Origin of the sequence: Leptolyngbya sp. UWPOB_LEPTO1, assembly GCF_017302695.1 — a bacterium.
GTDB classification, from domain to species: Bacteria; Cyanobacteriota; Cyanobacteriia; order Leptolyngbyales; family Leptolyngbyaceae; genus Leptolyngbya; species Leptolyngbya boryana.
In genome coordinates this window covers 180,468-192,863 of the sequence record NZ_JAFLCJ010000005.1, presented here as the reverse complement: position 1 = coordinate 192,863, position 12,396 = coordinate 180,468, and the positions used below count along the sequence as shown (strand labels likewise).

11 protein-coding genes are annotated in these 12,396 nt (G+C 45.3%); 7 read left to right on the top strand and 4 right to left on the bottom strand.

The window, feature by feature from the left end:
* Window positions 1-70 precede the first annotated feature (70 nt).
* Window positions 71-688, top strand: coding sequence for a LabA-like NYN domain-containing protein (locus tag J0L70_RS10240; protein WP_017286360.1), 618 nt, complete (start codon window positions 71-73; stop codon window positions 686-688).
* Between the two features lie 14 nt (window positions 689-702).
* Window positions 703-1,926 (top strand): LPS export ABC transporter periplasmic protein LptC, encoded by a 1,224-nt coding sequence (lptC, locus tag J0L70_RS10235; protein WP_353736629.1) that lies wholly within the window; start codon window positions 703-705, stop codon window positions 1,924-1,926.
* A gap of 165 nt (window positions 1,927-2,091) precedes the next feature.
* On the opposite strand, the gene psaB is transcribed toward lptC, so the two are convergent.
* Entirely contained in the window at window positions 2,092-4,311 is a 2,220-nt protein-coding gene (gene psaB, locus J0L70_RS10230; RefSeq protein ID WP_017286358.1) for a photosystem I core protein PsaB, read from the bottom strand.
* Window positions 4,312-4,719: 408 nt separating this feature from the next.
* Window positions 4,720-5,880: a helix-turn-helix domain-containing protein gene (locus tag J0L70_RS10225; protein ID WP_287454375.1), complete on the bottom strand. Its 1,161-nt coding sequence runs from the start codon at window positions 5,878-5,880 to the stop codon at window positions 4,720-4,722.
* A 346-nt stretch (window positions 5,881-6,226) separates the two neighbouring features.
* Here J0L70_RS10225 and J0L70_RS10220 point away from each other — a divergent pair, with 346 nt between their 5' ends.
* Entirely contained in the window at window positions 6,227-7,171 is a 945-nt protein-coding gene (locus tag J0L70_RS10220) for a ParA family protein (protein ID WP_287454373.1), read from the top strand.
* Between the two features lie 126 nt (window positions 7,172-7,297).
* A complete protein-coding gene (locus J0L70_RS10215; protein WP_190647142.1) occupies window positions 7,298-7,984 on the top strand; it encodes an SAM-dependent methyltransferase in 687 nt (228 codons plus the stop codon).
* Here J0L70_RS10215 and J0L70_RS10210 read toward each other — a convergent pair.
* Window positions 7,971-8,375: an NIL domain-containing protein gene (locus tag J0L70_RS10210; protein WP_026148420.1), complete on the bottom strand. Its 405-nt coding sequence runs from the start codon at window positions 8,373-8,375 to the stop codon at window positions 7,971-7,973. The genes J0L70_RS10215 and J0L70_RS10210 overlap by 14 nt on opposite strands.
* Window positions 8,376-8,596: 221 nt before the next feature.
* On the opposite strand from J0L70_RS10210, the gene J0L70_RS10205 reads away from it, so the two are divergent.
* Both J0L70_RS10205 and J0L70_RS10200 read left to right on the top strand, forming a co-directional pair.
* On the top strand, window positions 8,597-9,298 hold the full coding sequence (locus J0L70_RS10205; protein WP_287454372.1) for a PTPA-CTERM sorting domain-containing protein: 702 nt from the start codon (window positions 8,597-8,599) through the stop codon (window positions 9,296-9,298).
* Between the two features lie 134 nt (window positions 9,299-9,432).
* Window positions 9,433-10,611: a SpoIIE family protein phosphatase gene (locus J0L70_RS10200; protein WP_287454371.1), complete on the top strand. Its 1,179-nt coding sequence runs from the start codon at window positions 9,433-9,435 to the stop codon at window positions 10,609-10,611.
* Between the two features lie 34 nt (window positions 10,612-10,645).
* Here J0L70_RS10200 and J0L70_RS10195 read toward each other — a convergent pair whose 3' ends face one another.
* On the bottom strand, window positions 10,646-10,978 hold the full coding sequence (locus tag J0L70_RS10195; RefSeq protein WP_190647138.1) for an STAS domain-containing protein: 333 nt from the start codon (window positions 10,976-10,978) through the stop codon (window positions 10,646-10,648).
* Window positions 10,979-11,393: 415 nt separating this feature from the next.
* On the opposite strand from J0L70_RS10195, the gene J0L70_RS10190 reads away from it, so the two are divergent.
* The gene (locus J0L70_RS10190) at window positions 11,394-12,380 is read left to right on the top strand and encodes an exopolysaccharide biosynthesis polyprenyl glycosylphosphotransferase (RefSeq protein WP_190647137.1); all 987 of its coding nucleotides are present in this window, start codon (window positions 11,394-11,396) and stop codon (window positions 12,378-12,380) included.
* Window positions 12,381-12,396 lie beyond the last annotated feature (16 nt).

Sequence of the window (12,396 nt, the reverse complement as noted above, 5' to 3'; positions counted from 1 at the left end):
CTAAGTCTCTGTTGAATGTCGCTTCTTTATTTCGTTCAAAACCTTTCATAAAAAATTGAGGATATCAATTGTGTTGAATCATCTGAATCATGAGCCGGAGACGGTATTTTCTCCGGAGCAAGTCCTAGAAAATCGCGGGAGAGTTGCCATTTTCATTGATGGCTCAAATTTGTTCTATGCAGCCCTTCAGCTTGGCATTGAGATTGACTACACTAAGCTGCTGGTGCGCTTAACTTCTGGATCAAGATTGCTGCGATCGTTTTTCTATACTGGGGTCGATCGTACCAACGAGAAACAGCAGGGGTTTCTCTTGTGGATGCGACGCAATGGGTATCGCGTCATTTCTAAAGATTTAGTACAATTGCCAGACGGCTCGAAAAAGGCAAACTTAGATGTCGAGATTGCTGTCGATATGATGTCACTGGCAGGGTCTTATGATACTGCTGTCTTAGTCAGCGGCGATGGGGATTTGGCATATGCAGTGAACGCTGTCAGCTATCGTGGGGTGCGAGTTGAGGTTGTGAGCTTACGATCGATGACCAGCGATAGTTTGATTAATGTTGCGGATCGCTATATTGATCTCGACAATATTAAAGAGGATATCCAGAAAACACCGCGCAGCTACACGTATCGTCCGCTGTCAGGAATTGGCTTGATGGATGAACACGACGATCAACATTCATCCTAAAGTTAAGTGATAATTTGGGGAGCAGAATCGAGATTGATTCGTCTAAATTCTCGATCGCTCCCCAGATTTTTTACTTGAGGGCTTGTATTTTGCGTCGTTTTATTCTTTTGAATCTAGCATTCATCACACTTTTAATGAGCACGACTGCCTGCGGAAATCGTAACCGAGCGGCAGAGCGTTTGGCAGAGGGAACCAAAGAGGCTCAGAAGTTTGATAGTAATCTGACCTTTAAGAATATTACGTTGGAGCAGGCGAACGAGAAAGGACAACTTTTGTGGAAAGTGAATGCCGAGGAAGCCGTTTACGCGAAGGATAAGAAGACGGCAACCATTCAGAAACCCAGAGGTGAGCTTTTTCAAGATGGGCAAACCGTTTTTAAGATTGAAGCAGCGCGCAGTGAAATCAAGGAAGATGGAAAATCGATCTTGATGCGAGGACAAATCACGGCGACCGATGTTCGAGATGGCTCTGTCCTAAAAGGCAAGGAATTAGAGTGGAAGCCTGCTGAAGATGTGTTGATCATTCGGGACGGCTTTACAGGAGATCACAAACAGGTGCAGTTAGCCGCCAAAGAAGGAAGATTTCTCACTCGGGCGCGTCGCGTGGATGTCATGGGGCAGATTGTCGCTCAGGTGAAAGAGCCGACGATGCAAATGCGGGGGGAAAAACTGAGTTGGGAGATTCAGAATCAGAAATTGAAGAGCGATCGTCCTCTGCAAGTCGATCGCTATGAAAATAAACAGCTCACGGATCAAGGCAGCGCCGAACAAACCGAAGTCGATCTCAAAGCGAAAGTCGTGAATCTGCGTCAGAATGCTCGGATTGCACTCAAACAGTCTGGCACTCAGATTACGGGCAATGCTTTGAATTGGAACATTGATCAAAAAACTTTGGTGGCAAGTGAGCCTGTAACGATCGTCAATTCGGCTCAACAAGTCAGATTGACCGCGAACCAAGCAGAGATGCAAATCGATCAGCAAGTGGCAACCTTAACGGGCAATGTGCAAGGGGTCGGGGAGAAAAATGGATCGCGGTTGAGCGCCAATCGAGTCGTGTGGTATCTGATCACGCAGCAATTTCAAGCGAATGGCAATGTGAGCTATCAACAGAACAATCCGCCCTTTAGCATTGCAGGTCCGCAAGCATCTGGAAAACTCGATGATCAGCAGGTTGCAGTTCAAGGGAGCCAAGAAGGGCGAGTCGAACTGCAAATTACACCTCAGGGAGCAGGGCGATAATTTTCATCGGCAAATTGCAAAACTCCGAGCTTTTGTAAAAACTCGGAGTTTTTTCGACTAGGGATTGCTTAGTCTGTAGTCAGCAGAGACAAATCGTGAGCTTAGGAAGCAAATCACAGCGATCAGACGAGCCGCAAATTCATCGCTTTCCATTGTTCGCCACCGTCAGCTAAATTTACCTGTTGTCGCTGCAATCAAAAAAGCAGCATACGTCAGGATATAGCCGACCGTAAAGTGAACTAAGCCAACTAGCCAACCTTGAACGATCGATAAAGCAACAGGTTTATCTTTGAATCGAACTAAATTTGCCAGCGGTGTGCGTTCATGTGCCCAGACTAAGGTTTCAATTAGCTCTTGCCAATAGCCACGCCAGCTAATCAAAAACATAAAGCCAGTTGCCCACACTAAATGACCAAACAGGAACATCCAAGCCCAAACAGACAAATTACTCGTTCCGTAAACGTTATAACCATTGATCAGCGGAGCCGAGTACTGCCAGAGATAATCGCGCAGCCAACCCATCAGATAAGTTGAGCTTTCATTAAACTGTGCGACATTGCCTGACCAGATCGCTAAATGTTTCCAGTGCCAGTAGAAAGTCACCCAGCCGATCGTGTTCAACATCCAGAAAGTTGCTAAGTAGAAAGACTGTTCCCAAGAAGCAATCTGACAAGTACCACCGCGTCCAGGACCATCGCAGGGGAAGTTAAAGCCAAAGTCTTTCTTGTCTGGCATTAGCTTACTTCCACGAGCATCGAGCGCACCTTTTAGACAGATGAGAGTTGTCACATGCAATCCTAATGCGATCGCATGATGCACTAAGAAGTCACCCGGTCCAATCGTTAAGAACAACGAATTTGTCCCACTGTTGATCGCATCGAGCCAACCGGGTAACCAGACATTACCGTGATTCGGCCAAGCTGTCGTTGCCAAGCTATCCGCGTTCGACAGAAGCGTATTGAAACCATACAGCGCTTTACCATGAGACGCTTGAATCCACTGAGCAAACACAGGCTCAATCAGAATTTGCTTTTCTGGTACACCAAAGGCAACCTGTACATCATTGTGAACATACAGCCCTAAGGTATGAAAACCAAGGAACAAAGAAACCCAACTCAAATGCGAAATGATCGCTTCTTTATGACCTAGTAATCGAGCTAGTACATTGTTTTGATTGTTGTCTGGATCATAGTCACGAACCCAGAAGATTGCACCATGAGCAAATGCACCGATGAGAAAGAACCCTGCTAGATACTGATGGTGTGTATACAGTGCTGCCTGCGTCGTGAAGTCTTTGGAGATAAACGCATAGGGTGGCATTGCATACATATGCTGTGCGACCACAGATAGCGCTGTTCCTAAAGCAGCTAAATGGATTCCAAGCTGAAAATGCAGCGAATTATTGTAAGTATCGTACAGTCCTTGGTGGGGAAGGTTTCCTTGTCCTTGAATTCCCTTGCCGCGAGCATTGAGAATATCCTTAATGCTATGACCAATGCCAAAATTCGTGCGGTACATATGCCCCGCAATGATAAAGATAACGGCGATCGCTAAATGATGATGCGCCATATCGGTCAGCCACAGCGATTCGGTTTGAGGATGAAAACCTCCGAGAAATGTGAGAATTGCAGTTCCCGCACCGTCCGAGCTATTAAAAATATGCTCTGCTGTATCTGGATCTTGAGCATACACGCCCCAGTCTCCAGTAAAGAAGGGTCTAAGACCAGCCGGGTGCGGCAGGGTTGTGAGGAAGTTGTCCCAACCCACATGCTGACCGCGAGATTCAGGGATAGCAACGTGAATGAGATGTCCTGCCCAAGCGAGAGAACTGACACCAAATAAGCCAGCTAAATGGTGATTTAGGCGAGATTCCGCATTTTTGAACCAAGCTAGGCTCGGGCGAAATTTCGGTTGCAGGTGCAGCCATCCTGCAAATAAAAACAGTGCTGCTAGCAAAAGTAGAAAAATAGATCCCTGATAGAGATCCGCATTGGTTCTCATACCGATCGTATACCACCAGTGATACACGCCGGAGTAGGCGATGTTGACTGGATAGCTCGCTCCACCTTGGCTAAACGCTTCGACCGCAGGTTTACCAAATTGAGGATCCCAAATCGCGTGAGCAATGGGGCGAAGATGGATCGGGTCTTTGATCCACTGAGGAAAGTTGCCCTGCCAAGCAACGTGGAACAACAGACTAGATGCCCAGAGGAAAATGATTGCAACATGACCAAAATGAGTCGCAAATATCTTTTGATATAGCTTCTCCTCAGTCATGCCATCATGCGTTTCAAAATCGTGCGCGCTCGCAATTCCATACCAGATGCGGCGTGTCGTTGGATCTTGCGCAATGTCTTGGCTAAACTTTGGAAATTTTGTTGCCATAGTTTCTACCTACTCTTATGGAGATGAGTAAAGTCGGAGTAGTATTAGCTGATCAATTTAGCGGTGGTGCTATCTAAATTGGTATGTCTATGGGGGGAACTTTCTTTAAATCTAGATTGTGTTAGCAAATACAATTTTGCACGAAAAAGCTTCTAGATTTCCGGGAGGGAAGGCTCTAGAAGCGGCTACGGCAACTAAGTGTTAGCTTTGAGCTTAGTGGCTTACACAGCGATCGCATTCTACTGATAGACGGAGATCTGTGTAAAACCTGGATGTAACGAGGATATCAATTTAGATATAGCCATCCTATTTGAGCTGCAAAGGCACAAAAGAAAAGAATAGGGAGCTCTTCAGGAGAATACTCCCACTCCCTACTTCACAACCGATTTAGAACTGCGATCGAAAAAATTATATCGATGCTCGTAGGATGATGTGATTGCTTGAATCAAACTGAATCATGCCCTCTTCTTGCAGTCGATTGAGCAATCGAGTGATAGTTACCCGTGTCGTCGAACAAGCATTCGCGATATCTTGGTGAGTCAATCTAGCTTTGAGTCGAATCCCCTCGCTAGTAGGCTCACCAATCTCTTGAGCGAATAGTGTGAGCAGTCCAATCAAGCGATCGCTGACGCGAAGCTGTCCATGCAGCGTGAGTAGCCGTTCCGTTTGCTGTAATCGTTGGGTAATCAGCGGAACAAGCGCTTGTGCTAAAGTTGCAGACTGACCCAATTCCAAGAGAGAAACAGAGACAAGCTTTACCTCTGATGAAAGAGCCATAGCTTGATAGATAGGGAGACTGGTTAAACTTTTTCCAAAGACCATTCTTTCTGCGACAATGCCTACTAAAACTTCTTCTCCGGTCTCTGTAAAACTACAAAGCTTAACAACTCCCTGTGTGACTAACCAAATCGATTGGGCTGCTAGAGGAATAATTTCACCGCGATTGTATTGGAGCAGCGATCGCGGTTCAAAATTTGCTGGACTGAGTGCATCGGTCGTTGCTTCCGGTTCACAGTTTCGCGGCTCACTAATGATCCAGCGTAGCGCCAAGAGCTTTCCTTGAGCGCGAATTGTATCTACAGTAATTCGCGCATCAAACTGCTGATGTGCATTATATTGAAGCTTGGCTGAGAATTGAATATGATCGCACCCTACAACATCGGTCAGCGCAGTGCGAAACCGATGCCGATCCTCTAGTGCAATGAGAACTGAAAACGGTTTATCGATTAAATGTTGCGATCGTCGATTTAGCAATGCTGCGGCTGCTAAATTAACATCTTGAATTTTGCCTTGAATATCAGTAACAAGATAGCAGTCAGGTGCAAATTCAAATAAATTTTGATATCGTAAGCGCTCAGCATAAATGTCATGATAGTTGCTGTCCAAGACTTCACTCTGACGATTTAATTCTTCGACAGCAACTTCAAGTTCTTCTGAGACAACGCCTAGTTCCTTTAAGGCGATCGAGAAAAAATCACCCGTTGGAGTCTGTTTCGAGTTTTTATATAGATCAAGAATCTTCACGTTCATTGTTTGAATTTGCTGACTTAACAAATTCCCTGTCTTCATGCGAATTCTCTCCTCCTAGCGTGAATATAAAACAGCATATCTAACGATTGCAGGAGCGCCTATTCACCATAATGTAGATGTCTGAAGCGTTTACGTTGCCTAGATCACATTCATTGTTGTGATGACCAATACCAGAAAAGTTTACATTCCCGCTGAAATAGGCTAGAGTTCCCGCAATCCGAAATATCATGCGAATTGAGTCTCGCTTAAGCGTAATACTTATCCTTGATCTTTAGCTCTCCCCACGAACTGTTCTAGGGATTTGTGTGTCTGAGGCAACGCAGTACGGTATGATGTGCCGCATGTTTCGGTGGCATTTTTGACAAGCAATTTGCGGGAGGAGAAAATGACTTATACGATCGCAATGACCAACATGAAGGGCGGCGTGGGCAAAACCACGATGTCTGTGAATTTGGCGACTTGTTTAGCAAAGTTTCACCAGAAGCGGGTGTTGCTCGTCGATTTGGATACGCAGATCAGCGCGACCTTGAGTTTGATGACTCCTGCCGATTTTGCCAAGCTACGGAATGATAAGCGTACCTTGAGGCATTTAATTCATCGTGCGATTCTGTCTGATCCGAAACTCCCCCAGATCGTTCCCGATGCCATCCACAAGTATGTGTGTCAAGTAAAAGGCTTTGATCTTTTGCCAGGAGATATTGATCTCTATGATGAGTTTTTAGTCTCTCAAATGTTGCACAAAACGGCCGTGCAGAAAGGTCAAGCAGATTTTGAGCAAGTCTGGAATGAATTTGAAAAGAATCTGATTCGGCAAGTACTAGACCCGATCGCGAAAGATTACGATTTGATCATTCTCGATTGTGCGCCGGGATATAACTTGATTACTCGGAGTGCATTACTCGCGAGTAATTTTTATCTGATTCCAGCCAAGCCAGAACCTCTTTCTCTGATTGGAATTCAACTTCTAGAACGTCGTCTTGCTAAGCTCAAAGAAACTCACAAAACAGATACCGAGCAAGTGGAATTAGAACTACTCGGCATTGCCTTTTCGCTCTCTGGCAATCTATTGACGAGCCGTTACCACGGACAGGTAATGAAGCGATTGAATGAAGATTTTAGTGAGGCGAAGCTGTTTAAAACGCGAATTCCATCCGATGTCAATGTCTCGAAAGCGATCGACAGTTTTACTCCGGTTGTCCTCAATAATCCAGGAACTTCAGGATCAAGAGCCTTTGCAATGCTAGCTCAAGAATTGCTACAAAAGCTCTCGCTTCTGACTCGCACAAGTCAGGCATCGTCGAAAAATCTCTCGTTAGCAGCTTTAGACTAAGATGCCTGGGAAACCGCTATACGAAGCTTGATCCGTTCAATCGTCTCGGGCTGAGACGCTCCCACTCAATTAACTGCCGCAAATGTGGGAGCCAGAATTTTATCTTGATTGTTGAGCGAGGTTAGCATGGGATTACGACTGGAGCAGATTGTACCGTGGGGTCGATCGCTGACTGAATATATTCAGATGTTTGATCTTTCTGAAACCGATCTTCAGAGCAACATTCTAGACTGTGGCGGTGGGCCTGCAAGTTTCAATGCAGAACTGACTCAGCAGGGGCATTCGGTCATTTCCTGTGATCCGATTTATCAATTCTCAGTGGCAGAAATTCAGCAGCGAATCGATGAAACTTATGATGTCGTTCTGAGCAAGGTTGAGGCAACGCGAGACAATTTTATTTGGAAGACGTTTCGATCGCCGAAAGAAATGGGACAGTCTCGGATGAATTCGATGCAGAATTTTCTCCAAGACTTTCCGATTGGATTTCAGCAAGGACGCTATCAAACCTGCGAATTACCGAATCTGCCTTTTGCATCGAAACAGTTTGATTTAGCGTTGTGTTCTCATTTACTGTTTCTATACTCTGACCAGTTGTCACTAGAATTTCATTTAGCCTCTATTTTAGAAATGTGCCGTCTATCTGCTGATGTGAGAGTTTTTCCACTTCTACTGAATATGACGGGTGAAATGTCTCCATTTGTTGATCCCATCATTCAAGCATTGCAAGCTCAAGGCTACTCTGCCACAATTCAGCAAGTGCCTTATGAATTTCAGCGCGGTGGCAATCAAATGCTACGGGTTAGAACGTTGTAGAAATCGCTTGGACTGGACAAGTGGGAATACATTGCTCACAGACGATACAGCGCGATCGTGTAAAGGTCAATCGAAACGTCTGTGGATCGAGCGTTAATGCCTCTGTCGGGCAAACTCCCGTACACAGTCCGCAATGTACACAGATATCTTCATCGATCGTAATTTCGCGACTGGCAAATGAGACGTGAATATCCTGCGATCGCATCCAATCGATCGAGGCATCGAGTTGATCAATATCTCCTGACAATTCGACCACTAATTTACCCACTTGATTCGGCGCAACCTGAGCGCGAATAATATTCGCTGCCACATTGAAATCTTTAGCTAATCGATAGGTCACGGGCATTTGCACAGACCGTTTCGGAAACGTTAGGGTGACTCGTTTTTTCACAGTTCGATCTCCAGGTTGCTTCACTGAAATTATATGAATTTTTTGTAAAGCGCTCCGTACAATCCCGGAATTCCGGCAGAATAATTAAGGCACCGTGTCTACCAACACTTTAACTTTATACAACCTTCACGCTCTGTCTATTTTTTATCCGATTCGATTTCCGAATCTCTTGAGCTTCATCAGGGGCAGCCTATCGTCCACCTCACATGGAGTACGTTGAAATGGCTACCTCGCTTCAGAAAGGCGGATTTGCCCTGTTTCTCACGGCGGCTGCAAGTTTAAGCACGATCGCACCTGCCCATGCCGCGATTGTCACGGTCAATAATTCTGGTAATTGGATCAATGGAACAGATACCCTAGCCAATTTAGGACTCAATCTCGTTTCAATCCCAAATGGTGCAGAAGCCTTTGGAGTTTATTTAGACAAGATCAGTTCACCACTCGGTGACATTGAATTTAGCCCCAGTGTTGTTAAGCGACCCATCGGCCCCAATCAAGCAACAGATTGGCTCACTTGGAGTAATGGCTATCAGGGCGAAGTTTATGCGGCCTATAACACCACAACGCTCAACCTGAAGTTACCCAATCTCATCGCGTTTGATTTTTATGCTGAGCCGAACGTATTGGATTCGTTTACGATTTCTGCGATCGCCCAAAGTGGGACTGTTTCTGATGTCCTAGCTCAGTCGATCAATGGCAACGCAGGGGCACAGTATTTCGGCTTTTACTCCGATGATCCGCTTGATCCAATTCAGTCGATTCAGATTAGTGCTCCGGAGACAGCAAATGGATTTGCGATCGCACAGATGCGAGGTGCGAGAGCTTCCTCAGCCACGGTTCCTTCTCCCGCTCTCCTTCCTGGAATGATTGTCATGGGCTTAGGGATGTGGCGAAAATATCGGTCAAAATCCGATTTAGGCTAGTACTCGCCGAAAGTATTACTCCAGCCAAAAATATCAGCGGGCGCGCGCATGAATGCAATGTCACATCTCATGCTTAAGTCGAACTAGGTTAGGGCATTCTAGGCATTAAGAGAAGCGCCCCGCTGAGTTTTCATATGTTCCGAATCCTAGTGATTGACGATGATCAATTAATCCGTAAACTTCTAAAAAAACTTCTGCAAAATCAAGGTTATGAAGTCTTTGAGGCAACCAGTGGAGAAGAAGGGTTAACACTCATTTCCTCGATTTGTCCTGCACTGATTCTTTGCAACTGGGATTTACCCGGAATTGATGGGGTTTCAGTCTGTCGAGCCTTAAAAGCTGATCCAAATTGGTCGGATATTTATGTTGTTCTACTCAATGCTCAGCCATCAGCAGAACATCACATTAAAGCTCTCGATCAGGGAGCCAATGATTTTCTCTCAAAGCCCTTCCAGATCAGTGAACTCAGTGCTAGATTACGCGCAGGGCTGCGCGTTTACCAGGCATTTCAAGAACAGCGGAGACTCACTCAAGCATTAAAAGTTCAGCAAGAGCGCTTAGAGTCAGAAATTGCTGAAGCAGCGGACTATGTGCGATCGCTCTTACCCACGCCGATGAATGATAAGGTCATGACGCGATCGCAGTTTCTTCCGTCTCGACAGCTTGGCGGAGACTGCTTTGACTATCATTGGCTCGATGCTGATTTTCTAGCAATGTACTTACTGGATGTCTCTGGACATGGCTTAGGAGCCGCATTGGTGTCTGTGTCGATCCAGAATATTCTCCGCGCTCAAATCTTACCTGGAACTAACTTCTATCAACCCGGATTAGTGCTGACTGCCTTAAACGAAGCTTTTGCTTCCGGGCAAGCAGACAATTGGGACGCTGACACACCGGAGCGCTATTTCACAATCTGGTATGGAGTCTACAACTATTCCAAGCAACTTCTGATGTACGCGAGTGCAGGGCATCCTCCTGCACTGGTGCTGTCTGGGCAATCTCCTCATCATCAAGTCCATCGTCTCAGAACACCCGGAACTCCGATCGGGATGTTTCCAGACACTAAGTACAAAACTCAATTCTTCAGAGTAGAGCAAGAAAGTACTCTCTACCTTTTTAGTGATGGCATCTATGAATTCATGCAGCCGAATGGCGAAATCTGGAATCTCAATAGCTTTATTGATGTCGTGAATCAGTGTCACCGCTCAGACTCGATCGACAACTCAGCAGCGATTATTCAGAACGTTCAACATCTCACCGATCGCAAAGATTTTGATGACGATTGCTCGTTACTTCAGATCAAATTGAAGTAAGACAAGAACTCCAAGTTCTCAAAAACCCGGAGTTTCAGATTGCGGAACAGTTTGCTTTGGTCTGATAAAACGCTTCTCGATCAGGAAAAATTTCAAAAAACTGAGCAACATCTGCTAATTCCAGCAGCATCCTCACCTCTTGTCGAACCGAGCAGAGTGATACGGTTCCATCTGCTCCATTTACGAGCTTCAGCACACTGACCAGCGCACCTAATCCAGCACTGTCCATAAAAGTCACTTGCTCAAAATCGATCAAAACCTCGATCGCACCTGCTTCGATGAGCTTTGCGATGTTTTGTCTAAACTGCTTTGCTTGGAGATGACTCAGAATGCCACTTAGCTGAATAACTTTTATAGGGAGACTCATAGACGATGACCAATTGACCTAATTGTTACTTTATCCGACGGGAACCCCTAGGTAATATAGCCCTGATTTTTCAAGAAGCTGCTTATGTAAAATTCCAGATTTTTACTTTCACATTTCGCGCACAATCTCGTCATGATTCAGTAATTTCAACATCTATCGACTGAAGAAATCGCCAGTATCGTGTATGTGTAAATCCAGATCAATTGAAAAACTTCAAAAATCGCTCAAATTCAGCAGTTGAGGGCGATTTCTTGCCTGATACCGTGCGAAATACGTGATGAGGAATGAGTCATTAGCGTGTTCACAATTTCTTCAAAATAGGCACTCTGTTATTAGCTGGATGCTGATTCGCAGAAGATTTTACTAATCGGGTACATCAATATTCTAAGTCCGCCGCTTAGTCTCTGAGGTCAATATGGTTCAACAGTATTCTCCGATTGAGTTTGCCATTACTAAAACGGATAGTACTTATCTCATCCAACTTCCATCGATGCTAACTGTTATAGAAGCAGTAGCGTTCCGAGCAAAATATCGGGAATTGATTGAAGCAAATTCGTATATAACCAAGCTAGTTCTCGATCTTGATCAGACTACTTTTATGGATAGTAGTGCGATCGGTGCTTTAGTCATGTGTCTTAAAGCAGCAAAAAGTCGTCAGATTGAGTTAGCACTTTGGAGCGTCCGGCCTGAGATTTTAGCAATTTTTGCTTTAGCAGATCTCGATCGACTATTTACAATCGAGCCTGGCACCGTTTCCTCAGACCCTGCACCAATTCAGCCTGCGGTTGAATCAATGCATCCGTCGATTCAGTCTCGGATCAAACGACTCATGGATATTGCTGGAGCACTGGTTGGGCTGACGATTACAGCCCTTTTATTTGTGCCGATTGCGATCGCGATTAAGCTAGACAGTCCGGGTGACGTTTTATTTTCTCAAACTCGCTGTGGACATTTGGGACGGCACTTTCGAGTCTGGAAGTTTCGCTCGATGGTTACTGATGCAGAACAGTTAAAATCTCAAGTCCAAAATGAGAATGAAGGCGCATTTTTCAAGAATGCGAACGATCCGAGAATTACTAGAGTTGGGCAGTTTTTGCGAAAAACAAGTTTAGATGAGTTCCCACAGTTCTGGAATGTGCTGCGGGGTGAAATGAGCTTAGTAGGGACTCGTCCACCCTTGCCCGAAGAGGTTGAGCGCTATGAAGTTCCGAATTGGCAACGACTGGATGTGAAACCTGGAATTACAGGCGAGTGGCAAGTGCATGGTCGATCTCAGATCCGCAACTTTGAGGAAGTGATTCAGCTTGATCTACGCTATCAGCAACGCTGGAGTTTGAAATATGATTTACACCTGCTATTGAAAACAGTAGCTGTTCTACTGAAGAAAGATAGTGCGTTTTAATCTTGAACAGGTATCA

Excerpts from the sequence above, each read along its gene's own strand:
- J0L70_RS10195 (WP_190647138.1), bottom strand. The coding sequence starts at position 10,978 with ATGAGTCTCCCTATAAAAGTTATTCAGCTAAGTGGCATTCTGAGTCAT.
- J0L70_RS10220 (WP_287454373.1), top strand. The coding sequence starts at position 6,227 with ATGACTTATACGATCGCAATGACCAACATGAAGGGCGGCGTGGGCAAA.
- J0L70_RS10225 (WP_287454375.1), bottom strand. The coding sequence starts at position 5,880 with ATGAAGACAGGGAATTTGTTAAGTCAGCAAATTCAAACAATGAACGTG.
- J0L70_RS10200 (WP_287454371.1), top strand. The coding sequence starts at position 9,433 with ATGTTCCGAATCCTAGTGATTGACGATGATCAATTAATCCGTAAACTT.
- J0L70_RS10190 (WP_190647137.1), top strand. The coding sequence starts at position 11,394 with ATGGTTCAACAGTATTCTCCGATTGAGTTTGCCATTACTAAAACGGAT.
- J0L70_RS10205 (WP_287454372.1), top strand. The coding sequence starts at position 8,597 with ATGGCTACCTCGCTTCAGAAAGGCGGATTTGCCCTGTTTCTCACGGCG.
- psaB (WP_017286358.1), bottom strand. The coding sequence starts at position 4,311 with ATGGCAACAAAATTTCCAAAGTTTAGCCAAGACATTGCGCAAGATCCA.
- J0L70_RS10215 (WP_190647142.1), top strand. The coding sequence starts at position 7,298 with ATGGGATTACGACTGGAGCAGATTGTACCGTGGGGTCGATCGCTGACT.